General features: G+C 65.8%; 23 protein-coding genes. 10 read left to right on the forward strand and 13 right to left on the reverse strand.

The window, feature by feature from the left end; genetic code table 11:
* Positions 1-77: 77 nt before the first annotated feature.
* The 4 genes from E9229_RS17330 to fabF all read left to right on the forward strand — a co-directional run bounded on the left by E9229_RS17330 (position 78) and on the right by fabF (position 3,852).
* Positions 78-1,019: an ACP S-malonyltransferase gene (locus tag E9229_RS17330; RefSeq protein ID WP_183512902.1), complete on the forward strand. Its 942-nt coding sequence runs from the start codon at positions 78-80 to the stop codon at positions 1,017-1,019.
* A gap of 2 nt (positions 1,020-1,021) precedes the next feature.
* Positions 1,022-2,077 (forward strand): beta-ketoacyl-ACP synthase III, encoded by a 1,056-nt coding sequence (locus E9229_RS17335; RefSeq protein ID WP_183512903.1) that lies wholly within the window; start codon positions 1,022-1,024, stop codon positions 2,075-2,077.
* 94 nt (positions 2,078-2,171) lie between these two features.
* Positions 2,172-2,417 carry an acyl carrier protein gene (locus E9229_RS17340; RefSeq protein WP_183512905.1) on the forward strand — a complete coding sequence of 82 codons (246 nt, stop codon included), beginning with the start codon at positions 2,172-2,174 and terminating at the stop codon, positions 2,415-2,417.
* 196 nt (positions 2,418-2,613) lie between these two features.
* Complete coding sequence (gene fabF, locus E9229_RS17345) at positions 2,614-3,852, forward strand: beta-ketoacyl-ACP synthase II (RefSeq protein ID WP_183512906.1); 1,239 nt, start codon at positions 2,614-2,616, stop codon at positions 3,850-3,852.
* Between the two features lie 920 nt (positions 3,853-4,772).
* Here fabF and E9229_RS17350 read toward each other — a convergent pair.
* The 5 genes from E9229_RS17350 to E9229_RS17370 form a co-directional block, all read right to left on the reverse strand.
* Positions 4,773-5,276 (reverse strand): DUF3145 domain-containing protein, encoded by a 504-nt coding sequence (locus E9229_RS17350; protein ID WP_183512907.1) that lies wholly within the window; start codon positions 5,274-5,276, stop codon positions 4,773-4,775.
* A 1,379-nt stretch (positions 5,277-6,655) separates the two neighbouring features.
* The gene (locus E9229_RS17355) at positions 6,656-7,570 is read right to left on the reverse strand and encodes a tyrosine recombinase XerC (protein ID WP_183513141.1); all 915 of its coding nucleotides are present in this window, start codon (positions 7,568-7,570) and stop codon (positions 6,656-6,658) included.
* A 125-nt stretch (positions 7,571-7,695) separates the two neighbouring features.
* The gene (locus E9229_RS17360) at positions 7,696-8,934 is read right to left on the reverse strand and encodes a DNA-processing protein DprA (RefSeq protein WP_183512909.1); all 1,239 of its coding nucleotides are present in this window, start codon (positions 8,932-8,934) and stop codon (positions 7,696-7,698) included.
* A 163-nt stretch (positions 8,935-9,097) separates the two neighbouring features.
* Positions 9,098-10,657, reverse strand: coding sequence for a YifB family Mg chelatase-like AAA ATPase (locus E9229_RS17365; RefSeq protein ID WP_183512910.1), 1,560 nt, complete (start codon positions 10,655-10,657; stop codon positions 9,098-9,100).
* Positions 10,654-11,013: a YraN family protein gene (locus E9229_RS17370; RefSeq protein ID WP_183512911.1), complete on the reverse strand. Its 360-nt coding sequence runs from the start codon at positions 11,011-11,013 to the stop codon at positions 10,654-10,656. The genes E9229_RS17365 and E9229_RS17370 overlap by 4 nt, the downstream gene beginning before the upstream one ends.
* A 320-nt stretch (positions 11,014-11,333) precedes the next feature.
* Here E9229_RS17370 and E9229_RS17375 point away from each other — a divergent pair, with 320 nt between their 5' ends.
* The 6 genes from E9229_RS17375 (at position 11,334) to E9229_RS17400 (ending at position 15,900) form a co-directional block, all read left to right on the forward strand.
* Positions 11,334-12,263, forward strand: a complete 930-nt coding sequence (locus E9229_RS17375) for an ABC transporter substrate-binding protein (protein WP_312855748.1) — start codon at positions 11,334-11,336, stop codon at positions 12,261-12,263.
* A gap of 138 nt (positions 12,264-12,401) precedes the next feature.
* Positions 12,402-13,502, forward strand: a complete 1,101-nt coding sequence (locus E9229_RS17380; protein WP_183512912.1) for an ABC transporter ATP-binding protein — start codon at positions 12,402-12,404, stop codon at positions 13,500-13,502.
* Entirely contained in the window at positions 13,499-14,176 is a 678-nt protein-coding gene (locus tag E9229_RS17385) for an ABC transporter permease (RefSeq protein ID WP_183512913.1), read from the forward strand. Before E9229_RS17380 ends, E9229_RS17385 begins: the two co-directional genes overlap by 4 nt.
* Positions 14,177-14,184: 8 nt before the next feature.
* Positions 14,185-14,829, forward strand: a complete 645-nt coding sequence (locus E9229_RS17390) for an ABC transporter permease (RefSeq protein WP_246380841.1) — start codon at positions 14,185-14,187, stop codon at positions 14,827-14,829.
* Between the two features lie 25 nt (positions 14,830-14,854).
* Complete coding sequence (locus E9229_RS17395; protein WP_183512915.1) at positions 14,855-15,496, forward strand: SRPBCC domain-containing protein; 642 nt, start codon at positions 14,855-14,857, stop codon at positions 15,494-15,496.
* Complete coding sequence (locus E9229_RS17400) at positions 15,493-15,900, forward strand: hypothetical protein (protein ID WP_183512916.1); 408 nt, start codon at positions 15,493-15,495, stop codon at positions 15,898-15,900. The genes E9229_RS17395 and E9229_RS17400 overlap by 4 nt, the downstream gene beginning before the upstream one ends.
* Positions 15,901-15,995: 95 nt before the next feature.
* On the opposite strand, the gene E9229_RS17405 is transcribed toward E9229_RS17400, so the two are convergent.
* From E9229_RS17405 to lepB, 8 genes are all read right to left on the reverse strand, one after another.
* The gene (locus E9229_RS17405) at positions 15,996-16,196 is read right to left on the reverse strand and encodes a hypothetical protein (RefSeq protein WP_183512917.1); all 201 of its coding nucleotides are present in this window, start codon (positions 16,194-16,196) and stop codon (positions 15,996-15,998) included.
* 265 nt (positions 16,197-16,461) lie between these two features.
* The gene (locus E9229_RS17410) at positions 16,462-16,740 is read right to left on the reverse strand and encodes a hypothetical protein (RefSeq protein ID WP_183512918.1); all 279 of its coding nucleotides are present in this window, start codon (positions 16,738-16,740) and stop codon (positions 16,462-16,464) included.
* A 459-nt stretch (positions 16,741-17,199) separates the two neighbouring features.
* A complete protein-coding gene (locus E9229_RS17415; protein ID WP_183512919.1) occupies positions 17,200-19,161 on the reverse strand; it encodes a serine/threonine-protein kinase in 1,962 nt (653 codons plus the stop codon).
* Positions 19,162-19,444: 283 nt separating this feature from the next.
* The gene (locus E9229_RS17420) at positions 19,445-20,581 is read right to left on the reverse strand and encodes a methyltransferase (RefSeq protein ID WP_183512920.1); all 1,137 of its coding nucleotides are present in this window, start codon (positions 20,579-20,581) and stop codon (positions 19,445-19,447) included.
* 365 nt (positions 20,582-20,946) lie between these two features.
* A complete protein-coding gene (locus tag E9229_RS17425) occupies positions 20,947-21,852 on the reverse strand; it encodes a hypothetical protein (protein ID WP_183512921.1) in 906 nt (301 codons plus the stop codon).
* Between the two features lie 211 nt (positions 21,853-22,063).
* The gene (locus tag E9229_RS17430) at positions 22,064-22,393 is read right to left on the reverse strand and encodes a DUF2469 domain-containing protein (RefSeq protein WP_183512922.1); all 330 of its coding nucleotides are present in this window, start codon (positions 22,391-22,393) and stop codon (positions 22,064-22,066) included.
* A gap of 24 nt (positions 22,394-22,417) precedes the next feature.
* Complete coding sequence (locus tag E9229_RS17435) at positions 22,418-23,122, reverse strand: ribonuclease HII (RefSeq protein ID WP_183512923.1); 705 nt, start codon at positions 23,120-23,122, stop codon at positions 22,418-22,420.
* Positions 23,123-23,848 carry a signal peptidase I gene (lepB, locus tag E9229_RS17440; RefSeq protein ID WP_183512924.1) on the reverse strand — a complete coding sequence of 242 codons (726 nt, stop codon included), beginning with the start codon at positions 23,846-23,848 and terminating at the stop codon, positions 23,123-23,125.
* Positions 23,849-24,020: the final 172 nt, after the last annotated feature.

Raw genomic sequence — 24,020 nt, forward strand, 5'->3', positions numbered from 1 at the left:
GAAACCTCTAAAACCATGCCGGGAGGTTGGTGTGTGAAAACACCCATGTCCGGCAACATATTTGGAAAGCTGGAATAGTGCTAGCAATCGTCTGCCCTGGACAGGGCTCCCAGACCCCCGGATTCCTCACCCCCTGGCTTGAGGTGCCCGGTGTCGCCGCGCATCTGGCCACCCTTTCCGAGCTGACCGGACGCGACCTGCTCGCCCACGGCACCGTCTCTGACGAGGAAACCATCAAAGACACTGCCGTCGCCCAGCCGCTGATCGTGGCAGCAGGCCTGGTCACGGCAGGCGCCTTGTTCGGCGGCGACATCCCCGCCGGCGTCCTGCTGGCCGGACACTCCGTCGGCGAGATCACCGCCTCGGCCCTGGCCGGCGCGTTGGACGAAGCCGACGCCATGCTCTTCGTGCGTGAACGTGCCAACGCCATGGCCCAGTCCGCCGCAACCACTCCCACGGGCATGGCCGCGGTGCTCGGCGGTGATCCTGACGACGTACTGGCTGCCATCGCATCTGCCGGCCTCACGGCGGCCAACGCCAACGGCGGCGGCCAGATCGTTGCTGCCGGGACCCTGGAGGAGATCGCAGCCTTCGCCGCGAATCCGCCGGCCAAGGCCCGCGTGATTCCGCTGAAGGTGGCGGGCGCCTTCCACACCCGACACATGGCTCCGGCTGTAGACGTGCTCAACACGCTGGTCCCGGCGTTGACCCCGCGCGATCCCGCGGCGATCCTGCTGAGCAATTTCGACGGCAGGGCGGTGTCCGGCGGAGCAGCCAATCTCGCCTCGCTCGTCGCCCAGGTTTCCCGCCCGGTCCGCTGGGACAGGTGCATGGAGGAAATGGCTGCAGCGGGCGTCACCGGCATTCTCGAGCTCTCCCCCGCAGGAACCCTCGTGGGCCTGGCCAAGCGCGGGCTCAAGGGAACCGCCACCCTGGCACTGAAGTCCCCAGAAGATCTCGATTCGGCCCGCGCCTTCGTCGCCGAACACAATGCCGACGCAGTACAGGAAGAGAACTAACCATGTCCATCGTCATGAAGCAGGAAACAGCCCGCGAGTTCAGCCGCATCCACGGAGTCGGCTCCTTCCGCCCGCAGAACTTCGTCACCAACGACGAGGTCTGCCAGTGGATCGACTCCTCCGACGAGTGGATCCGCCAGCGCACCGGCATCATTACCCGCGCCCGCGCCGATGCCGAAACCTCACTGCTGGACATGGCAGAGGCCGCCGGCCGTGCCGCTCTGGAAAGCGCCGGGATATCAGGGGATCAGCTCGGAGCCGTCATCGTCTCCACGGTCACCTTCCCGTACGCCACACCGTCGGCCGCCGCCGCGCTGGCCGACCGACTGGGCGCAACGCCGGCCCCGGCCTTCGACATCTCGGCGGCCTGCGCCGGATACTGCTATGGCGTGGCCCAGGCGGACGCCCTGGTGCGCTCGGGCATGGCCGAGTACGTCCTGGTCATTGGCGCCGAGAAGCTCTCGGACTACATCGACAACCACGAGCGGACCATCTCCTTCCTGCTCGGCGACGGCGCCGGCGCCGTAGTCATCGGCCCTTCGGACTCCCCCGGCATCTCGCCGTCGGTGTGGGGATCGGACGGCGGCAAGTGGGATGCCATCGGCATGACCCACTCGATGATGGACCTGCGCGATGTCGCGCTGCAGGCCGAATCCAGCCCGGACGGCACAGCCCTGGTGGCGGGCACCGAGGCCAAACTATGGCCGACCCTGCGCCAGGACGGCCAGACCGTCTTCCGCTGGGCCGTCTGGGAAATGGCCAAGATGGCGAAGCTTGCCCTGGAAAAGGCCGGCGTCACCGCCGAGGACCTGGTCGCCTTCCTTCCGCACCAGGCCAACATGCGCATCATCGATGAGATGGTCAAGCAGCTGAAGCTTCCCGAATCCGTCGTTGTGGCGCGGGACATTGCCGAGTCCGGCAACACCTCGGCAGCCTCCATTCCGATGGCCATGGACCGCATGCTGAAGACGAATCCAGAGCTGTCCGGGGGGCTGGCACTGCAGATCGGTTTCGGTGCCGGTGTGGTCTTCGGCGCGCAGGTCGTGGTCCTGCCCTAGGCTTGTCCCCGGGAAACCACCCATATTCCGGACCGCCACCCGCGGTCTGAACAATCGTCGGGACATTTCCCGGCAAAACATGAAGGGAGCCATCATGGCTAGCAACGAAGAGATCCTGGCCGGTCTGGCCGAGATCGTCAACGAAGAGACCGGCCTTGCCACGGATGCCGTGGAAATGGACAAGTCCTTCACCGAGGACCTTGACATCGACTCCATCTCGATGATGACCATCGTGGTCAACGCCGAAGAGAAGTTCGACGTGAAGATCCCGGACGAAGAGGTCAAAAACCTCAAGACCGTTGCCGATGCAGTTAACTTCATCGCCGGCGCACAGGCCTAAATAGCCGTCGGGAAGTGCACCGCGCCCATATGGGCCGGGGGCACGCCCGTGGCGGGGCCGATCGGGGGCATCGTTCCCGATCGGCCCCGCTGCCCCTGAATTTTTGCAGACGGCGCGTGGCCTGACACCTAGTCCCGGCCCCGCATCAAGCCGAAGCGGCATTCCCCGCACCCTTCCCCCAGGAGAGAGTTTCACGATGGCCCGCAAAGTTGTAATCACCGGCCTTGGAGCCACCACGCCCATTGGCGGCGATGTTCCCACCATGTGGGCCAATTCCCTCAAGGGCGTCTCCGGCGCGCACCTGCTCACCGAGGACTGGGTGGAAAAGTACGACCTGCCGGTGCGCATCGCCGCACACGCCTCCAACCCGGCCTCCGAGGTCCTCTCCCGCGTTGAAATGAAGCGCATGGACCCCTCGACACAGTTCGCCGTAGTTGCCTCCCGCGAAGCCTGGAAGGATTCCGGCATCGAGGACGTCGACCACGACCGTCTCGCTGTGGCGTTCGCCACCGGCATCGGCGGCGTCTGGACACTGCTCGACGCCTGGGACACGCTCAAGGAAAAGGGACCGCGCCGGGTTTTGCCGATGACCGTGCCGATGCTGATGCCCAATGGCCCCGCGGCAGCAGTCTCCTTGGACCTGGGCGCCCGCGCCGGGGCCCACACGCCCGTCTCAGCCTGCGCCTCCGGCACCGAAGCCATGCACCTTGGCCTGGAACTGATCCGTTCGGGCAAGGCAGACGTCGTCATGGTCGGTGGTGCGGAAGCTGCCATCCACCCGATGCCGATGGCCTCGTTTGCCGCGATGAAGGCACTGTCCAAGCGCAACGACGACCCGGAACACGCATCGCGCCCGTACGACGTCGACCGTGACGGTTTCGTCATGGGCGAAGGCGCCGGCGCCCTGGTCCTCGAGGCCGAGGAGCACGCCCTGGCCCGTGGCGCCCGCATCTACGCCGAACTGGCCGGCACCTCGGTGACCGCAGACGCCTACCACATCACTGCTCCGGACCCGGAAGGCCTGGGAGCCACCCGTGCGCTGAAGGCTGCCATGTTCGACGGTCGCATCCAGCCCGAAGACGTGGTCCACGTCAATGCACACGCCACCTCGACCCCGGTCGGCGACAAGCCCGAGTACACCGCCCTGCGCGCCACCTTCGGCGCTCACCTGGAAAACGTGTGCGTCTCGGCCACCAAGTCGCAGATGGGCCACTTGTTGGGCGCCTCCGGCGCCGTTGAATCGGTGCTGGCCGTCCTCTCGGTCTACCACCGGCTGGCCCCGGTCACCATCAACCTGGAGAACCAGGATCCGGAGATCCCGCTGGACATCGTCACCGGCACCCCGCGTGTACTGCCCGAGGGCAGCATCGTCGCGCTGAACAACTCGTTCGGCTTCGGCGGTCACAACGCGGTCGTCGCAATCCGCAGCCTCTAAGGCCAAGGGCGTCCCTTGGACGCCGTTGAAATGGAGGCCGTCGGTTCCCGCGAGGGATCCGACGGCCTCCATTTTCGTTCCGGGATTCACCCCTTCCTCAAGGGGTCCGGATGTTCTCGCCGGTGGCCTGCTCATTTTTTGGTGCCCTGCGAGGGGCCCTAGGAAAGCACCCCGCAGGTCTACTAGATCCTCCCTACGAAGCGCCGGGGAGGAAGCCCTGGCCTCGACGACCGGGCGGCAGCCTGGAAGACGTTTCGGCCCTCCGATCGAGTGGGCGAATGGCCGCGCCTTTTCTCCTTACGACGGTGAGCCGGTCGATGTCGCGGGCTGGAAATGAGGGACCATCATCTTGGCCGGATTCGCCGCGCTGCTCTTCTACCCCGCAGCCAACGACGTACAATCGCTGGTTCCACGACCCCTCGTCCCTGCCCTCCCGCGGCCGCATTCATCGCCTTCGCCGGCCACTAGTGGAGTGTCCTGTTCAGGATGCCGACCGGCTCATACCACCTAAGCTTGGCTGTCTGCTGGCTCCTGAACCTTGTCGAGTCGATTGTCGTGGGCCTGGTTGAACACGTCAGTCCGGTTCGGCACCGTGTACCTGCCGACCTACAGCTGGAATCTTGCCCAGGCATTCGCGACCATAGGATACGTCCCGCTGCCCCTCACCCTGACCTTCATCAAAACCAAAGAACATCCTTGCCGGCACAGGCGCCCACGTGCTCGGCGATTGGGTTTCGTTCACTTTGCCCTGGGAGCTGCGGAGGCAATAAATTGAATTTCCCCATCAGTCCGGCCGGGCCGCCCCCTGCAGGGCAACCATAGTGGCTGCCGGATAGATCCGGTCCGGACGCTGTCGGCACTCCCGTGTTTATCGCGCAAGGCCTATCGGCTGCTGGTCAGCGGACCGGGGTACAAACAGACTAGACGACCTGATGCAGCCAACGTACCGGCGCACCGGCCGCCGCATGCCTGAACGGCTCTAGTTCCTCGTCCCAAGCCTCACCCAGGGCAAGCGAAAGTTCATGGTAGACCAATGCGGGTTCACCGGCGCCCTGTTCATAGGCGTAGCGAATTCGGTCCTCGCCGACCATGATGTTGCCTGCGGCATCGGTGGTGGCATGGAAAATACCCAGATCGGGTGTGTGGGACCAGCGACTTCCATCGACGCCGGGGCTCGGCTCCTCGGTGACCTCATAGCGAAGGTGCGCCCAACCTCGCAGGGCGGAGGCGAGAAGTGCTCCGGTGCCCGGTTGGCCGGTCCAAGAAACCTCTGCCCGGGACATTCCGGGCGCGGCGGATTGAGGCGTCCACTTCAATTCAAAGCGCTGGGATACTACGGATCCCACGGCCCACTCGATGTGTGGGCACAACGCAGAAGGGGCTGAGTGGATAAAAAGTACGCCCCTGGTCTTCGCTTCAGGCATGCCATCCTCCAGTTGCTGTTGGTACGTCTTCCCCAACGACCACAGCTATCTATCGGAACAACGGCTTGTCACCTGATTCATTCTGCCTGATTGCGCACCCCAATGCCAGCGCCTACCGTCGACAGGGAACCGCGCGGCGTCCCGAAATCCCCATCAGGCCGCCCTGTCCCCTACCTTGGCATCAGTAAAGGTAAGCCATGCCCCGGATTCATGACTAAGCAAGGACTCGCTGCGCATGCCGAGAGCGGGGCCCGTACCATAGGCCGTGACACGGGGTCATGGGGAACGGGGCCCAGTTCCGGGCACCCCGTTCGTGAGCTACCGGCGTCGACTGGCCCACTTGCCGAAATCCCCCTGCCTCGTGACACCGCCGATGCCGAGGGACTCCACAACACAGCCCCAAATCGATCGTGAAACCGTGCCACATCCGACTGGATGCCGCTAGTTGTGCTCGTCGCCGAAGAGCAAACTGCAGTGGAACTGAATTATTTCGGCAACGGCATCCGGTGAACTGTCCCACGGACTAATTTAACGAACCAACGAGTACTTGAAATGGGCCGAGCATTAGTCAAGTCCTCGTAGACCATCTCCATGCAGGCGACCGAAGTGGCGTCCCTGCCCAGTACCGAAATTTCGATACAGGAGCCTTTCTCCGCAATATCAAATGCCACCCGTCGTCCTCGAGTGCGGAAATCAACAACCAGGCATTCGTTTCGATAGAACCAAACCCGAGGATTCGAAGTACCCGTTTCCAAAACCAGCGAGTCCCGGATCGTTTCCAAGGCCTTACGTGGAGGGTCGAAGCTGGGACGTGGATCATTTGAGCGCGACTGGGATTCCAGAGCGCCCTTGAGTTCCTCATCAAGCGTGTGCACGGTCTCATCATGCGGAACATCCATGGTCCGGTTGAGCTTCCAATTGAAGTTAATCCCCATAAAATCCCGGTGACGGATTCCGCTCGGGCGTGAGGCCTCCACCCCAACGACGTCAGGGACCCTCCACTGCACGGCATCTGCCGTCCGCTGGGGGCGACCACCCATTTCGGCGTTTCCCCAGCACGCGTCTTGTTGTTGTGGAAGTAATCCGAGAATCGACGAACGTCACTCGTGGAGGTCCGTACCGCTTCAATCGTCCGGCCATCGTAGGCAACGGCACCTACGGTCGACACCTCAAGCAGGTCGAAAAGCGTCCCACCGGAATCGTTCATGACCAGTTCGTCGATGTCCTGGTTGATGACTGCTGCAGCCCTAATCGGTCGATACGTGGTTGCGCAGAGACGAAAGCTGCGGGGAGTGTCCGGGCCGTGAAAGGCGAACGACCTTACTTGTCTCTGCACTTCCGTGCCGACACGCGGCGGTACGGAAGTGCTCACCATCGGATCAAGCCCGCGGATGGGCCCGCTGGTAGCTTTCTCGCAACCGCTCCACCGAAACATGCGTGTAGCGCTGGGTCGTGGCAAGGGAGCTGTGGCCAAGATACTCCTGCACGGCGCGCAAGTCCGCTCCACCATCAAGCAGGTGTGTCGCTGCCGTATGGCGCAGGGCGTGGGGTCCTCGCGCCGCCGTGTCGCCGAGCTCCTCTAACGCCTTGGACACGATTTCACGCACCTGACGTTGACCGAGGCGGCCTCCGCGGACACCCAGAAAAAGAGCGCTACCGCTTCCCGCAACGGCAAGCACGCCCCGGCCGCGCCGGAGCCAGTCGTCAAGTGCGTTCAGGGCCGGCTGTCCAAACGGCACGGTCCGCTCCTTATCTCCCTTGCCCAATACCCTCAGGGTCCTCCGGTCATGGTCTACCGATTCCAGGTCGAGTGTCACCAGTTCACCCACGCGGATGCCCGTGGCGTAAAGCAGCTCCAGGAGCGCATGATCACGGTCACGGACGGCCTTCTGTTCGACGCTAGGTTGCCCGGAGGCTCCATCTACCTGGGCAACCGTGCGGACCTGAAGCAACCGATCAACTTGTTGGCGTTGCAACACATGGGGCAGCTTCTGGTCCGGGACCGGTGAACGCAGCCGGCTGGCAGGATCGATGGCGACCAAGCCCTCCCTGCGGGCCCAGCCGAAGAAGGTTCGGGCGGTGGCCGATCGGCGGGCCAGGGTGGAACGTGATAGACCCAATTCCTGCAGTCCGCCCATCCACAGGCGCAGCAACGTCAGATCAATGCCTTCCACCGTCGTCACCTGACGGGAGGCGCATTCCCGCAGCAGGTTTTCAAGGTCTGAACGGTAGGCACGCAACGTGTGTTCACTGCGTGCTCGTTCCAGGCGCTGGTACCTCTCGAATCCGTTCATCGCCGAGACGAATGCGTCGGGCATCACGATGGAAGGAACCGGTGTGGGAGCTGCATGTGGTTGTTGCACCCCTCCAGCTTGCCCCGGGCTTCGCCCGGAGACACCGCACCACGCCGGTCTGGTAACTAACCGGGGTAGGCGCGACTCCACGCCTCGCCGGTGGAGCGTGCCAGTCCCCGCCCAGCCAGCCGGCTGAGACCTCCCAAGACGGCGCCGATTCCCAGCCCGGCCGTGGCAGCCAGTTCGTCCGGGGACCGTGGCCGATTGTTGGGCAGCGCATCGAGAAGGAGCAGGTCCTGGACGTTGAGCCCGTCGTAGTCGCGGATGTCTTCATCTGCCGTGCCGCCGGACGTCGCCGGGGCGGAGACCTTGATCAGTTCCAGCGCTTCGGCTGCGTCGGTGACGGGAATGGCTGCCGCCTCACGCAGCAGACGATGGCATCCCGCGGAGTTCGCCGAGTAGATAGAACCAGGTACGGCACCCAGCTCGCGCCCGATGCCAGCAGCGTGGCGTGCTGTGGACAGGGCCCCGGAGCGCCACCGTGCCTCGGTGACAAGGGTTCCGGCACAAAGGGCGGCTATGACCCTGTTGCGGGCCAGGAACCTCCATCGGGTCGGGGTGGTTCCCGGGGCAACTTCGGCAATGATCAGTGCCGCGCGTTGGATACTGCGTAGCAGTTCGGTATTGCCCTCCGGGTAGTAGCGGTCCAATCCCCCGGCCATGACGGCGATGGTGGGAGGGAAGGCTGGTACCCCGTCTTCAACACCAAGCCGACCGGCATCCAACGCTGCAGCGTGGGCGCAGGCATCGATGCCGTAGGCGCCGCCGGAGAGCACGGTGATGCCGCGCCCCACGACCCCGCTGACGATGTCAGAGGTGACCTGTCGTCCGTATTCGGTGGCGTCACGGCTGCCGACAACTGCGAGAAGGCGTTCGGGGTGGCTGAGTATTCCGACATTTCCGTTGCCCCGCCACCAGAGGGCCAGGGGTGCCGCCGGACCAAGGGCATCAAATTGTTCGGGCCACTCCTCGTCTTCGGGCGTGAGCATCCCACCGCCAAGCAGCGCCATGGTATCCAGGTCGTGGGCCGGGTCGGCGAGCGCGGCGCGTGCTTTCCATCGCTCGAGTCCTGCGTCGAGTTTGCGGTCTGCCCGTGGCGTTTCAGTGTCGTCGAGGAATTCGCTGACTTGCTGCTGTTCGGTAGGTGGGGTGGTTCCGGTGTAGGTGGTGATGATGCGGTAGGCCTCGATGGGTCCGGCAATGGCGACGAGGGCGGAGCCGGTGGGGTCGTTGGGTTCGATGATCTTGCTGAGACCGGCTCGTGCAATTTGGGTGGGCTTGAAGGCGGGTTTGGTCTTGGTCATGGTGTGGCGTCCTTTCAGTGTGTGGCGTCTTGTGTGCTCATGGCTTGTCGGTCGGCGAGCGCTGGCGATGGTTGCCGGCTATTGGGTGTGGTCTGCCTGGGTGAGTCCTTCCGGGGTTTCCGTATTCCCTGTTTTGGTTTGCTTACCCGTGGTGTTGTCGTCCCTACCCGATGTCGCCCTTGCCGTGTTGGCGAAGCTGGAGGGCTATGTCGAGGTCTCCGCGGGTTGGACGTGCATGTTCGGCGAGGTCGGCGATGGTCCAGGCGATGCGCAGGACCCTGTCGTAGCCGCGTGCGGAGAGTCGGTAGTGTTCCGCTCCCCGGGTGAGTGGAGCAAGTGTGTCCGGTGGGAGTGCAAGTTCGTGCCGGAGGATGGAGCCGGGGACTTGGGCGTTGGTGGTGAGCCGGTAGGGTGCGAGGCGTTGGTGTTGGCGGAGGCGGGCGTCTTGAACGCGGAGGGCCACGGATGCTGAGTTTTCGGAGGGTGTGGTGGTGGCGAGGTGGGCGGTGTCCAGCCGGGGGACGAAGAGTTGCATGTCGATGCGGTCCAGTAGGGGGCCGGAGAGCCTGGCGTGGTATCGGCGTCTCGCCATGGGCGTACAGGTGCATTCGGTGCCCTTGCCGAGGTTGCGTCCGCAGGGGCAGGGGTTTGCAGCCATGACGAGTTGGAAGCGTGCGGGGTAGGTTGCTGTTCCCCCGGCGCGGTGCAGGGTAAGTGTTCCGGATTCAAGTGGTTGGCGCAGGGCGTCGAGGGTGCGGGCCGTGAATTCGGGTGCTTCGTCGAGGAAGAGGATGCCGTGGTTAGCGCGGGATGCCGCTCCGGGGCGTGGGATACCGGCGCCTCCCCCGATGATGGCTGCCATGGAGGCGGAATGGTGCGGGGATTCGAAGGGTGGTCGGCGGATGAGTTTGTTCAGTGCTCCGGCACCGGAGGCCAGTGAGTGGACAGCGGTGGTTTCCATGGCTTGTTTGTCGCTGAGGTCGGGCAGGAGGGAAGGCAGTCGTTCGGCGAGCATGGTCTTGCCTGCCCCTGGTGGGCCGGTGAGGAGGAGGTGGTGGGCCCCGGCTGCTGCGATTTCCAATGCGAGGCGTCCTTGGGGTTGTCCGGCGACGTCGCAGAGGTCGGGTTCGGGGAGCATCCCGGTATCCATGTTGTTGGTCCGGTTGGTGGTTTCGGGGTTTTGGTGGCGGTGCGTGGGTGGGTTGACGCTGAGCGGGTCGGCCCCGAAGTCGAGCAGCAGGGGTGAGAGGTGCTGGTAGGAGCGGATGTTTGCCCCGGGGACCAGTGCCGCTTCTGCGTGGTTCTGCGCTGCGACGACGATGGTGCGTATCCCTGTGGCGACTGCTGCCATGACGGAAGGGAGGATGCCGGGTACGGGACGAAGGGAGCCGTCGAGTCCGAGTTCGGCGAGGTAGAGCACGTCCGGTGGCGGGTGGATGTCTCCTGCGGCGGTGAGTGCCGCGACGATGATGGCCAAGTCGTAGCCGGAGCCGCGTTTGTGGATGGTGGCGGGGATGAGATTGACGGTGATGCGCCTGGCGCTGAGGGGCACGCCCGAGTTGCGGGCTGCGGAGCGGATGCGTTCGCGGGCCTCGTTGAGGGCAGCGTCGGGTAGGCCGAGCAGGACGAAGGCGGGCAGACCGCCTCCGATGTCGGCTTCCACTTCGACGAGGTGGCCGTTGAGTCCGAGTAGTCCGACGGCGAGCGCGCGGCCGAGGCTCATGCTTCTACCCCCTTGTAGTGTTCCAGGTGCGGTTTGGTGCCCTGGTGCAGCAGGATGGCTATGACGTCGATGCGGGCGCCGGTCCAGCTCCTGTGGTTTTCCCGGCACCAGCAGCGGGTGAGTACGCAAAGTCGGCGGAGTTTGGCGGCGGTGACGGCTTGGGCGGGGTGGCCGTAGTCGGTACTGGTACGGGTCTTGACCTCTACTGCGATGATGCTGCCGCGGTGTTCGGCGATGATGTCCAGTTCGCCCTGGCTGCAGCGCCAGTTGGTGGCAAGGATGCGCATGCCGCGGTGTTGCAGGTATTCGGCGGCGATGGCTTCTCCGGCGGCTCCAAGGTATTGGTTGTGGTTCATGGTGTCCTTTCCGGTGTGCGCGCGGTGGTGTGCTTCTCCCATGGTGGGTGGGGTGCCCGCTCGAGGTGGGGGTGGCCGGTCAGGGGTGTGTGGCGCCGCTATCCGGGCGGTTCCGTGGTGTGGCCTGTGGAGGGATAGTGCCGTTGCCTGGGCCTGTGGGATTCGAATATGGTTCGAACATCGATCGACAACACGCCGTCATTTTTATTGCGGGCACAGCCCATGTAGGCAACGATGGGTTGATGGGCGCCGCGGGGACCCGATTTTACGGTCCCCCTGGTCCTTCTACCGTTTGCCGCCGATACGAAACCAGGTCCATCGTGAAATTGAATCCAGTCCTCATCGGTACGGCCACAGTGTTGGCCACCGGGTTGATGTTGTCCGGTTGTTCCAATCCAACGGCTGCTCCGGCCCCGGCGTCGGGGACCGACAGCGGTACGGTGATCGTTTCCTCGGCCAACTTCACCGAGTCGGAGATCATCGGGAACCTCTATGCACTGGCGTTGGAGGATGCCGGGGTGAAGGTGGAGACGAAGTTCAACATCGGTTCGCGTGAGGCCTACATCCCGGCGCTGACGCAGGGATCGATCAACCTGCTTCCCGACTACACGGGTAACCTGCTGCTGTTCTTGGATCCGCAGGCCGACGTGTCGACCCCGGAGGCGATCGAGAAGGAGCTGCCGGGTGCGTTGGCTGCCAAGGGGCTGGTGGCGCTGACCCCGGCGTCGGCGCAGGACAAGGACTCGGTGGCGGTGACCCGGGAGACGGCCGATAAGTGGAACCTGAAGACGATCGGGGACCTGGCGGCACACAATGACCAGTTGATACTTGGTGCCCCGCCGGAGTTCAAGGAGCGCCCGGTGGGCTTGCCTGGCCTGAAGGATCACTACGGCGTGGTGCCCTCGAAGTTCGTGCCGTTCGCCGATGGCGGGCCGGCGTCGGTGAAGGCGTTGCTGGCCGGGAAGATCACCGCGGCGAACGTGTTCACGACGAGCACGGACATCACCGATAACGACCTGGTGGTGCTGGAGGATCCGAAGCAGAATTTCCCGGCGCAGAATGTGGTGCCGGTGGCGGGCAAGGATAAGTTGAGCGATGCCGCAGTGTCGGCAATCGATGCCGTATCGGCGAAGTTGACCACGGAGGAGCTGCTCAAGTTGAACGGGTGGGTTTCCGGTTCGCAGAAGCTGGAGCCGGCGGCCGCTGCCGAGCAGTGGTTGACCGAGCAGGGACTGGTCAAGGGCAAGTAGTCGGATCAAATCGAACATAGTTTCGAACATGTATGGTTGTTGTTTGTCCGCCCGTGGGGCGGGGGCATTTTTCGGCCCGATTGAGGGGATTTTCATGTACGTTCCAGCGCTACCGAGCACTCGCCGAGGGGTCGCCAGGTGATTCGGTTCGAGGGAGTGTCAAAGGTCTACCCGGATGGCACCCGGGCAGTTGAAGGGCTGGACCTGGAGATCGAGGAGGGTTCATTCACCGTGCTGGTGGGCCCCAGCGGCTGCGGGAAGACCACCTCGATGCGGATGATCAACCGGATGGTGGCGCCGAGCTCCGGACGCGTCCTGGTGAACGGGAGGGATGTGGCCGGCATCCGTCCGGTCTCGCTGCGCCTGGGCATTGGCTACGTGCTGCAGAACGCCGGGCTCTTCCCGCACCGCACCGTAGCGGACAACGTGGCGGCCGTCCTGCGGCTCAAGGGAGACTCGCGCCGAACGGGCCGGACCAAGGCGCTGGCCGCCATGGAACGGGTGGGGCTGGAGGCGGCGCTGGCCGAACGCTATCCGGCACAGCTCTCCGGCGGCCAAATCCAGCGCGTCGGGGTAGCCCGGGCGCTGGCGGCCGATCCGCCGATCCTGCTCATGGACGAACCGTTCTCCGCCGTGGACCCGATCGTCCGCGATGGGTTGCAGCGCCAGATGTTGGACCTGCAGGCGCAATTGGGCAAGACCATCGTGATGGTCACCCACGACATCGATGAGGCGTTGCTGCTGGGCGACCGGATCGCCGTGATGGCACCGGGCGGCGTGCTGGCCCAGCACGCCGATGCCCGCACCGTCCTGACCCGACCGGCCGACGAGTTCGTCGCCTCGCTGGTCGCCAAGGACCGCGGCTTCCGCGCGCTGTCCTTCGCACCCCTGGCCGGGATCGACCCGGTACCCCTTCCCGCCGCCGGCAGCGACGGGGCCATCGATCTCGGAACGCTGGCCCCGGGATGGTCACTCGAGCTGGAGCATGCCGGGGCATCCGGCGAGCGCCGGGGCAGCTGGCGAGCGCCGGACGGTACCGCGTTGCGGGTCACCGGCTCGGTATCTCGCGCCGACACCCTGCGCAAGGCCCTGGACGCGGTGCTCGCCTCACCCCACGGCCTGGCGCTGGTGCTGGATCCCGGCGTCCCGCCCGCCGTGGTGAACCTGGCACTACTGACTCCGCTGCTGACCCCCTCCCCTGGCGTGGCCACCGGTGGCGTGTCCGGCGGACGGCCATGAACTGGCTGATCAACAACTTCCCCTCAGCCTGGGAGCTGACGGTCGAACACGCCTACCTGTCGTTCGCCCCGACGGTCATCGGGCTCATTGTCGCCCTGCTGCTCGGATTGGCGCTGGGCAACAGGCCCCGACCCCGAACCATCGCCACGGTGCTGGCCAGCGCGATGTTCACCGTTCCCTCGCTGGCCCTGTTCGTGATCATCCCCTCACTGCTGGGCACGGGCATCCTGAACCCGCTGAACGTCGTCATCGCGCTGAGCCTGTACTCGGCATCGCTGCTGATACGTACCGTCTTCGACTCGCTGGATGCGGTACCGGCCGACGCGCTGGCCGCCGCCGAGGCCATGGGCTATTCGACCGTGCGGCGCCGGCTGCTGATCGACCTGCCGCTGGCCATCCCGACGCTGGCCGCCGGGTTGCGCGTCGCCGCCGTCACCAACGTGTCGCTGGTGTCCGTGGGCGCGGTGATCGGCGTCGGCGGGCTGGGCCAGCTGTTCACCGCCGGCTACCAGCGCGACTACCCGGATGAAATCCTGGCCGGCATCATCATGGTCCTGGCGTTGGCGCTGGTCTTCGACCGGATCATCGCCATCGCCGCCTTCCTGCTGACCCCCTGGGTGCGGGCGGCCCGTTCGGCAGTTCCACGCACTGCCGGCTTCGGGGGCCGTCGATGATCACCGGCATGCTCGCATACTTCGCCGACGGCGCCAACTGGGTGGGGCCCGAGGGAATCGCCACCCGCCTGGCCGAGCACCTCTGGTACTCGCTGCTGGCCGTGTGCATCGCAGCGCTCATCGCGTTTCCGATCGGGCTGGTGGTCGGGCACACCGGCCGCGGCCGGCTGGTGGTAGTCACGTTGTCCAACGTGTTGCGCGCGCTACCCTCGCTGGGCATCATGACCCTGATGGTGCTGCTGCTGGGCCTGGGGCTGATCGCCCCGATGCTGGCCCTGGTACTGATCGCAATCCCGCCGATCCTGGCGGGCGTGTATGCCGGAATCGCCAACGTCGATCCGGACACCGTGGATGCGGCCCGCGCCATGGGCATGAAGGAATCGCGCATCATCATCCAGGTCGAGACGCCGATTGCGCTGCCGCTGATCCTGGGCGGGCTGCGCGCCGCCGTGCTGCAGGTCGTGGCCACCGCCGCCATCGCCGCCTACGTGAACCTCGGCGGCCTGGGGCGATACATCTTCGACGGGCTCGCACTCTACGACTACGCCCGGGTGCTGGTCGGCGCCGTACTTGTCACGGCGCTGGCGCTGGCGCTGGACGGGCTGCTGGCCCTCGGCGTCAAACGGGTGACACCGAGGGGCCTGCGGGGCTAGGCTCACCCATGGAGGGGAGGTGCCCATGGGAGCTGCAGGATCGATCGACGCGCCGGCCCAGCTGGCCGCCGTCACCCGAACCGTGGTTTTCAGCAACGAGGAGGGCCAGTCTCGCTATTCCGTCATCCTCTCCCAGGACCATCCGCTGGCCGCGCGGGACCTCTGGCCGGCACTGAGCGATGCAGGCCGGCTGGCGCAATGGTTTGCCGTCGTCGGTGGGGACCTGCGCGCCGGAGGCACCTACGCGATTGCCAATAATGCCACGGGCACCATCGAACGCTGCCAGGCGCCGCTGGGCTTCTCGGTCAGCTGGGAGTACGAGGGCGAGCTCAGCCGGGTCGGTGTGCGCCTGGACGCGCGGGAGGATGCCACCACGCTGCGCCTGGAGCACGTCTGCGACATCGACGGGGAGGTCTACCCCGAATACGGGCCCGGGGCGATCGGCATCGGCTGGGACTTGGCCCTGTTGGGACTGGCGCAGCACCTCTTCCAGGGCGCGAGCGTCCCCCCGGAAACCACCGGCTGGATCAAGGATCCCGCCGCGCTGGAGTTCATGGAGGGCTCCAGCCGGGCCTGGGCCGACGCCTCCATAGCCGCCGGTTCCGAGGAGCACCACGCCCGCATGGCCCAAGAACGCTGCACCACCGCCTACGTCGGAATCGGATGAGCATGGAAAACCTCGATTTCTCCCGCGCCGAGGAATTCGCCGCATTCACCGACGAGCTGCTCTCCAGCGCCCGCGAGCTGGACACCGACCGGCGAGCGCCCATCCTCGAGACCGAAGGGATCGGAGGGGCCTGGATCGTGATCGTCTACCAGGAGGCAGGGCAGGTGGCGGCGACAGGACAGGTGCTGGAGTTGAACCGGCTGGCGGCCGCCTTCGATCCGGACCCCTCGCCCGCGGAGCTTGCCAGGATCGTGGTGCAGGACATGATCCTTGACCCTTCGGGGGCAGGGCGGCGCTGCGACGAACCGATCCTCGAATCCTTCAACGAGCGCTACCCGGGCTTGGGCTGGTACGGGGACATGGACGAGCTGCCCACCGACCCGCACGAACGCCAGGCCGGCTAAGCGCCCGGTTTTTCCTCGGGGCGCGCGCTGCTGCCCCGAGGCGCCCCGGCTACCCTGCCCCCATCGGATGCCGCTGGTGCACGCAGCACGATGGGCTATTTCACGAACAGGCCAGCGGGTTCGCTCTGGAATTCCAGGGTGTGCCCTGCACCGAGTTGCGCCAATGAGCGGCTCGGAATGTCGATCCTCGTGGTCCTCGAATCGGCCGCGACGTTGATCGGCACCACCAGCGCCGTGGCGGAGGATTTCGCTTCCGCTCCTGCACCGGGAACGACGTGGTTGACCCGGCTGCTCACTGCACAGCCGCTCTTGAGTGCGGGACCCGAAGCCCGGGGCGTTACGGCCACCGCCTGCCCGGCATGCTGCTGACCCGGGCGTTGCGGGTAGACGAGCTGGTCACCGGAACGCTCACGTTGCGACCTTTTCGGCCAGCTTCGGATCCCGGGCGACCACGGTGCCGTCCACATCGAATCGGGCGACGTTTTGGGTGTTTGCCGTCGAGGCCCGCCGTATCCCGCAGCAGCATCGTGAAGCGCACGTTGCACACGCCCGGATCGGTCTTCACGCGCAGCTCGATCTGCCGATAGGTCCCCACATCGCTCTGCCCGCGGATCCGGCCACCTTGATCGACTTTTCCGGATCGGCGGATAACTCGCTCGCATACTTCCCCTTGGTTCCCGGGTCGGCCGTCACCAGCTTGCCCGGCTGGTGGGGCATCTCGACCTGAACCCGGTTTTTGATGGCGGCCAGCGGTGAACCGTCAAGTACCGGTCCACTGGCGACTGCACTGAACACGCGGGGCGCGGCCTTTCGCAGGCCCGGCACACGCAGCGTGAGCACCCCGTCTTTGGCCGTGGGGACCCACGGAAGTCACCCATTCGTGGAATCGTCCTCATCCCGGGCCACTACCTGCCTGCCTAGTATCGGCTGGGCCGCTTCGCGCCGGGCACCAGGTCTCCCAGCAGGGGAAAACGATGAACCCTAGCCACGCACGCGAAGGGAAGGCCTGAGGCCATCCCTGGCCCTCGGACATGCGCATGCACACTAGGCAACCATCGGAGATCTGGCATCAGGGTGGCGGCACCGGGGCCCAACGCCACAACGCCACAACGCCACAACGCCACAACGGATTCCTACCCGACCCAGTCGATGCCAGCAGTCCCTGCCCCCGAGCCCCGGGAAGGTACCCGCTTAAAGTCTTGCCACCGCACTCGACCACCGGCGCACATTCCTGCCGTGCCCTTCTTGACGAAGCGATTCCGAGCCCCGCGGAGTTCTCAAGGTTTCAGGCCGTCGAAATCACTGATCGGATGGCACAAAGACCGGGCTGCCCATTCCAAGCACCGACGAGGTGCCACCGCACTGGCCCCGCTCCCAATCGAATTCGAGTTTCTTGGCCCCGACAAGGTCGATGTCCCATTCTCGGAAGGAGATGTCGTTGATGGTGGCACTGTCATAGACATTGCCGTCGACCACGGCGTCGATGTGAGCCTCGGTGCCGCCGTCATGTGCCGCGTCGACCAGGGCAACCGTCGCGGAGAAGGACGAGTACTTCCCGTCCAGGTCGTAGACGATTTTGCCGCTTTGTGGAGCATCGGTGGCACAGATCGGCGCACCCAGCACCGTGTTGTGGGATTGACCGCGCAAATCCGCCCCATCGATGGACAGCCATGCTCCCTGCACAGGGACAGGAAGCGGCGCCGCCGCCGGGGAATCGGGGGTCAGCCCGAATTCCACGGTGAGCTCCATGGAGTCGCCCAGTGGCTGGCCGGATTCCGGGTCCTGTGCACTGATCTGGCCTGCCGGGACATCCAGGCTCGTTGTCTGGGTGATGCTGAGCTTGATTCCGGCAGGCAGCAGCGCACGGGCTTCAGCCTCGGTCTTGCCCTTGAGATCGGGCGCGGTCACCGCGGCGGAAGGCGCTGCCGAAGGCGTTGCGTCATCCGATGGCTGCGGCAGGGTGGTGGGAGCGGCAGCAGGAGTCGCACCGGAAGCGACTTCGGTGCCCGGGGCTTCCCGGTTTCCGTTGAGGTACCAAAAGAGGATGCCTGCTCCGGCAAGCACGATGGCCAGCACCAGGGCCAGGACCACGAAGAGCGCTGTGCGCGAGCCCGGCTCCGCAGTTTGGTTCGCCGTGTGAGCAACAGGCGCGATGCCCTGGACCGGTGGCTTCAGGCCGCCCCGTACAGTCGTCGCAGCGCCGGAGCCATCCATCGAATCGGCCGGTTCGGCGATGGAGGCATAGGCCTTGACCAGTCCCGGCCCCGGAGGATTCGGCGGCAGGAAGGAAGTGGGGACCGGGGAAGATGCCGATGATTCGGGCGGAGGCGGGGCCAGGGCCACTCCCGGGCCCGAGGCTGCCGCCGGCATGGCCACCGCACCGGTCGGGGTGACCCCGCTCAGCGGCACCGGATCCAGCGGGTGGGCCAGCCGCGGGGCGGCCGGCAGCCCGGCCAGCTGCCCCCGAAGTGCCTCCAGCGCCTCTGCCGTGGTGCGGGCGTCAGCCGGCCGCTGGGCCGGCTCCTTGGCCAAGAGCAGGCAGATCAGGTTCCAGAGCGGGTCCGGGATCCCCTCGGGGCGGGCGGCCAGGGTGGTCCCATGGCGCAGCAGCACCGCCATGACCGATCCTCCGGCAAAGGGCGTGACCCCGACCGACAGTTCGTACAACACGATGCCCAGCGCGTAGAGGTCGGAGGCCGGGACGGCCGAGTGCCCGGCGGCGACCTCCGGGGCAATGTATTGCGGCGTTCCCACGACCGTGGTGCTGCGCATGTGCGCATCGTCGATCAACGAGGAGATGCCGAAGTCGCTCAGCTGAGGAACGGGCGCCCCCTCGGATCCGCCGAGCAGGATGTTGGCCGGCTTGATGTCGCGGTGGATGATCCCGGTGCCATGCACAGTCTCCAGTCCACGGGCGATCCCGGCGCCCAACCGGCAGACCTCGCCGGGAGTGAAGGATCCCTGCCGGGTGATGGCCGCGCGCAGGTCGCCTCCGCTCACCAGGTCCATGACGATGGCCAGGGTGTCACCCTCGATGACCAGGTCCCGTACCTGAACGAGGTTTTCGCCGCGCAGGGCCAACAAAATGGAACGCTCCCGCACGAAGCGCTCGACAAGCTCGGGGTCCCGCGCCAATTCGGCGTGCAGCAGCTTGAAGGCCAGCTTGTTCCCCTGGTGGTCGGTGCCCCGGAAGGCCTCGCCCATGGCGCCTCGGCCGAGGCTCTCCCCCAGCGTGTATTTGCTGCCCAAAGCGCGCGACATGTTACCCCTCAGAGACCAGTTGGCGGGGCGGGCTCCGGGCATGGAACTACACCCGGAAACCGCCGATTGCTACCAGTCTAATTTCCACCGGTCGGGGATATGTACAATTCATGCCCTAAAGCGATGGACACTTCTCCCCATTCGGCCACGACGACTCAGGTGAACGGAGTTATCCGCACGGGCCTCCGGTCCACGAAAAAGTTCTCGCGTGCCTCAAACCACCGGAAGGACCCGGCCTGCGGCCTCAAGGATCGGCCCATCCGCCGGCCCCTTCGGGAAGCGGCTACGTCGCGCGCAGCTTCCACAAGGAAGTGATCTCCGCTGACCGTGCGGCGTGGAACGGGTCATCGGCATCCGCCGCCCGTCCGTGGGTAGGAACGGTATCCGCCCGCCCAACGACCTCGAGTCCGGCATCGGCAATCCAGCCCAGAAGTTCCTCGCGGGTGCGCAGCCCAAGCCGTTCAGCCAGGTCGGAGATGATCAGCCAGCCCTCGCCGCCATCGTTCAGGTGATCCGGCAACCCGGCCAGGAAGGCACGCAGCATGGTCGACTTGGGGTCGTATACGGCATAGTCGAGCAGCGTCTGCGGGGTGCCCGGAAGCCAGGGCGGGTTGCAGACCACGAGCTGGGCACGCCCCGCCGGGAACATGTCCTGCTCAATGGCCGTGGCCCGGCCATCCAGGGCGAGGGTTTGGAACAGTTCGGTGGCACAGGCGATGGCCCGGGCCTGGCTGTCCGTGGCAATGACGTGCTTGATGCCGCGGCGGGCAAGGATGGCAGCGAGCACTCCGGTGCCGGTTCCGATGTCGAACGCCGTGTCGGCGCCGTGCAGGTCGGCCTGGGCCACGAGGTTCAGGTATTCCCCGCGCACCGGGGCGAAGGTGCCGTAGTGCGGGTGGATCTTGGCATCCAGCGCATCGATGTGCAGTCCGGTGGTGCGCCACTGTTGGGCACCGATGGCACCGAGCAGCTCCTGTAGCGAGACGAGTACCGGTTCGGCGACCGGGCCGAAGGCGTTGAGCCAGGCCACGGTGACGTCCGGGGCACGGCGCAGGGCAACGACGGGCCCGGGGTCCACGGGCACCAGCAGCATCGAGAGGATGCGGGCACGGTGGGTGCGCCCCTGGCGGTACCTGTAGAAGTCCTGGGCGACGGTGGCGGGTGCCGCGCCACGCTTGGCCTTCGCCGGGTCCGGCACACGGCGCGCCATCGCCCCAAGCAGTTGGCGGGCATTGTGGTAGTCCCCGCGCCAGAGCATCGCCGTTCCGCCGGTCGCCAGCTTGTACGCGTCCTGGGCGGTGAGGGTGTCATCGGCCACGACGATGCGCCGGGGTGCCGGGGCGCCGTTGGAGGAGTGCCAGAGCGCGCTGCGGGTTTCTCCTGCTTCATCCCAGGTGATGGTCATCGGTGTGCTGGTCATGCTCGGCTGCTCCAAGGTGGCTATGGTGGGCACCGCAATCGCCGATGCACGGGAACAAGCCTATCGCCCCTGGGCTGCGGGATTTGAGGGACGGGACGGGCGCCCGAGATGCCCCGGTTCCCGTCCGGGTGGATCCAGCGGTCCGAACGGGCCCCGAAGCCCGGGGCACGGGGGTTCCCACGCCGCCATCACCGATCGCGGTCACGCTCGAGCCAGGCGACGGCCATGGACGATCCGGCGGACATCACCGGGTAGCCGGGCATGCGGATCCCGCGGGCCTGGTGCTGTAACTGCCCGGAAAGCCGTCGGACCGGACCGTGCCGGGGCAGTTCAGATTGTCCCGGGCGCGCCACTTCGCCGGCGAATCAAAAGGTCAGCACACCGGCTCTGGCCCGAAGCACGGAAGCGCCCTCCAGCGTGAAGCCGGCACCGTCGGGCCCCAGGTCCTCGCGCATCAGGCGGAACGTGATCGGCGCCCCGTCCAGGTCCCCGCTGATCCAGTACCGGGATTCGGCGACGGCTGCCGCGTCGTTCTCGCTGCTCTCCCCGCCCCCAGGGGCGACGACCAGTGCCGTTCCATCAGCGCGGGTCGCGGTGAACTCACCCGGTCCGGCCACGTAGTAGGCCATGCGACGGGCTTCCCATGTTCCCTGTGCTTGGTTCCCGTCCCGACGCAGCGCCTCGTCCAGGTGCACCATTAGCCCGTCCGAGTGGACCGTGACGGCACGCAGGCGCAGCAGGTGGGCTTCGGTTTCCAGGACAGTGAGGTTCAGTGCGATACCGACCGGCAGTTCGGTGGCCCCGCTCCGGGACACATCGAAGACCTCCTGGCCGTACCCGTTCTCCACGGCGTTCGGGTCCCATTCCTCATCCTCGCCCCGGTACCCGGCACCCGGGTCTTCGTCGTCCGGCTCGTTGTCATCCGAGGAGGGGAATCCGGTTCCCGCGTACCTTCCATGGCCGATCATCAGCTCGGTGATGGAATGGTGCAGCTGATCTGCCGCGTCGATGACGCGCTGATCGGCGGTGTCCCCGTCCCGGGAATGCAGCAGTTCCAGGTACGCGTCGAGCTTCTCCTTGTGCCGCTGCGCCGCTTCCTGGAACCAGAGGAATGCGGCCGGCTTGTCGGTGACCGGTTCGGGGAAGGAAAGGAGCAGTCCGTCCAGCTGCGGCAGATGCCCGGGCAGCCTGCCGTATCCGGCGGCCAGCACGGTGAATTCCTCGTGCCCGCCCGAGGCTGAGCCCTCCGGGGCGCTGGTTCCATCGCTCATGCCGCATTGCCTTTCTGGTGCTCGGAACGGCTTGTGACGCACCATTCAGGTTACTGGCGATGCTAACACGCGGCACCAAAGGGAGCAGCGGGCGAGACCGGGGGGAATCAGCAGCCGATCGCCACTATTGCGGGAGGCGGGCACCGCAGCACGCCGAAAGCCCCGGACCGAGCGGTCCGGGGCTTTCGGCGTGCTGCTGCGGGAAGGGTGCTTAGCCCAGTCCCATGCCGGCGTCCTTCGGGATCGTCAGATCCTCGATCCGACTCAACTCCTCGATGTTCACGTCCTTGAACGTGACGATCCGCACCGTCTTCACGAACCGCGCGGTGCGGTAGACGTCCCAGACCCACGCATCGGTCAGCGTGACGTCGAAGTACACCTCCCCATCGGCGGAGCGGGCCTTCATGTCCACGGCATTGGCCAGGTAGAAACGGCGTTCGGTTTCCACCACGTAGTTGAAGAGGTTCGCGACGTCCTTGTACTCGCGGTAGAGCTGCAGCTCCATGTCTGTCTCGTAATTCTCGAGGTCTTCGGCGCTCATCTATCCTCCTGGTCTGAAATCCTATTATCCCTGCTGGGAGGCCGTCAGTCGCCACGACTTGCGGTGATAGCCGGTGGCACCGTGCTTTTCGATGGCTTCGCGGTGTGCCGCGGTGCCGTAGCCCTTGTTACCGCTCCAACCGTACGCCGGAAGTTCACCGTCATAGACATCCATCAGCGCATCGCGCTCGACCTTGGCCAGGATGCTTGCCGCCGCGACCGACAGGCAGCGCAGGTCGCCCTTGATCGCCAGCCGGACCGGGACGTCGACGCCGTCATCCTCCGCCGGGTCTTCGGGCCCGGCATCCAGGAGCGCATCCATCAGCGAGGGCTGCCTGGGGGAACCAAACCAGTTCAGGTTTCCATCCAGGAGCACGGTGTCGGCCCGCGCCGCAGGCAGCGCAGCCATCCACGCCCGGCGCCCGGCCAGGCGCAAGGCCGGGACCAGCCCAATGGCATCGATCTCGGCGGCGCTTGAATGACCCACCCCCCAGGCCAGGGCCCAGGACTTGATCTGAGGAACCAGGGCCAGGCGCTTGGGGGCAGAAACCAGCTTGGAATCACGTACTCCGGGCAGTGCCGCGGCCTTGACCGGGTCGATGACCACGAAACCGACACTGACCGGACCGGCCAGCGATCCGCGACCCACCTCGTCACATCCTCCCACCAGGCGGTATCCGGCTGCCGCCAGCTCGAGTTCCAGCTCCAGCGTGGGGTCGACTCCCGCCATCTACTTGGACACAGCCGATGCGGCGGGGACCTGGGCGAAGACCTCGGAGTAGTTGGAGACGAAGCCGATCCGGTCCAGCGGCCAGGAGATGACCCCCACCTTGCCCTCAATCGATGAGATTGATACGAAGCCACCATGGTCTTCCATGTGGAATCGAGAATCGGCCGAGGCGGCCCGGTGATCGCCCATGACCCAGACCTTGCCCTCGGGCACCGTCACCTTGAATTCCTCGATGGATGGCGCGTTGCCCGGGTAGATGTAGGGTTCGGTGATTTCGGTGCCGTTGATGCTCAACTTCCCGTCGGCGGTGCAGCAGACCACGGTGTCCCCCGGCATGCCAATGATGCGCTTGACCAGATGCTGGCTGGACGGATCGGGTAACAGGCCGACGAAGATCAGGAAGTCGCCGACCGGGTTCGTGGGTGCCGGTTCAATCGGCGGCAACCAGCCCAGGTCGTCCCGGAACACCACCACGTCCCCATGCTGCACGTCGAAGGGGCCGGGCACCAGGAGGTTGGCGAAGATCCTGTCGTTCTTCTGCAGCGTCAGCTCCATCGATCCCGAGGGGATGTAGAAGGCGCGGAAGAAGAAGGTCTTCACCAGCAGCGAGATCAGCAGCGCGGCGACCACCACGATGAGGATCTCTCGGACCGCGGCCCAGACCTTGTTGCGGTGTTTGCCTGATCCCTGCGGATCCGTTGCGGGTTGTTCCTGCGCGTGGGACACGCATGACCTCTTTCTCAGTTGTATGGAGCATGGCGCCCGGCGCGGTGCGGCGTTGCAGCCAGCGTACTGACCACCACGATAAGCCTACTTTGCCCTCGGGCCCACACCGCGAACCGGCACGGACGGATCTGGCTTCCACACTTTCCGAACGAATGGGGAGACTCCCGGGTGC

Origin of the sequence: Paeniglutamicibacter cryotolerans (assembly GCF_014190875.1) — a bacterium.
GTDB classification, from domain to species: domain Bacteria; phylum Actinomycetota; class Actinomycetes; order Actinomycetales; family Micrococcaceae; genus Paeniglutamicibacter; species Paeniglutamicibacter cryotolerans.

Excerpts from the sequence above, each read along its gene's own strand:
- E9229_RS17335 (WP_183512903.1), top strand. The coding sequence starts at position 1,022 with ATGTCCATCGTCATGAAGCAGGAAACAGCCCGCGAGTTCAGCCGCATC.
- E9229_RS17340 (WP_183512905.1), top strand. The coding sequence starts at position 2,172 with ATGGCTAGCAACGAAGAGATCCTGGCCGGTCTGGCCGAGATCGTCAAC.
- fabF (WP_183512906.1), top strand. The coding sequence starts at position 2,614 with ATGGCCCGCAAAGTTGTAATCACCGGCCTTGGAGCCACCACGCCCATT.
- E9229_RS17350 (WP_183512907.1), bottom strand. The coding sequence starts at position 5,276 with ATGCCTGAAGCGAAGACCAGGGGCGTACTTTTTATCCACTCAGCCCCT.
- E9229_RS17355 (WP_183513141.1), bottom strand. The coding sequence starts at position 7,570 with ATGAACGGATTCGAGAGGTACCAGCGCCTGGAACGAGCACGCAGTGAA.
- E9229_RS17360 (WP_183512909.1), bottom strand. The coding sequence starts at position 8,934 with ATGACCAAGACCAAACCCGCCTTCAAGCCCACCCAAATTGCACGAGCC.
- E9229_RS17365 (WP_183512910.1), bottom strand. The coding sequence starts at position 10,657 with ATGAGCCTCGGCCGCGCGCTCGCCGTCGGACTACTCGGACTCAACGGC.
- E9229_RS17370 (WP_183512911.1), bottom strand. The coding sequence starts at position 11,013 with ATGAACCACAACCAATACCTTGGAGCCGCCGGAGAAGCCATCGCCGCC.
- E9229_RS17385 (WP_183512913.1), top strand. The coding sequence starts at position 13,499 with ATGAACTGGCTGATCAACAACTTCCCCTCAGCCTGGGAGCTGACGGTC.
- E9229_RS17390 (WP_246380841.1), top strand. The coding sequence starts at position 14,185 with ATGCTCGCATACTTCGCCGACGGCGCCAACTGGGTGGGGCCCGAGGGA.
- E9229_RS17395 (WP_183512915.1), top strand. The coding sequence starts at position 14,855 with ATGGGAGCTGCAGGATCGATCGACGCGCCGGCCCAGCTGGCCGCCGTC.
- E9229_RS17400 (WP_183512916.1), top strand. The coding sequence starts at position 15,493 with ATGAGCATGGAAAACCTCGATTTCTCCCGCGCCGAGGAATTCGCCGCA.
- E9229_RS17415 (WP_183512919.1), bottom strand. The coding sequence starts at position 19,161 with ATGTCGCGCGCTTTGGGCAGCAAATACACGCTGGGGGAGAGCCTCGGC.
- E9229_RS17420 (WP_183512920.1), bottom strand. The coding sequence starts at position 20,581 with ATGACCAGCACACCGATGACCATCACCTGGGATGAAGCAGGAGAAACC.
- E9229_RS17425 (WP_183512921.1), bottom strand. The coding sequence starts at position 21,852 with ATGAGCGATGGAACCAGCGCCCCGGAGGGCTCAGCCTCGGGCGGGCAC.
- E9229_RS17430 (WP_183512922.1), bottom strand. The coding sequence starts at position 22,393 with ATGAGCGCCGAAGACCTCGAGAATTACGAGACAGACATGGAGCTGCAG.
- E9229_RS17435 (WP_183512923.1), bottom strand. The coding sequence starts at position 23,122 with ATGGCGGGAGTCGACCCCACGCTGGAGCTGGAACTCGAGCTGGCGGCA.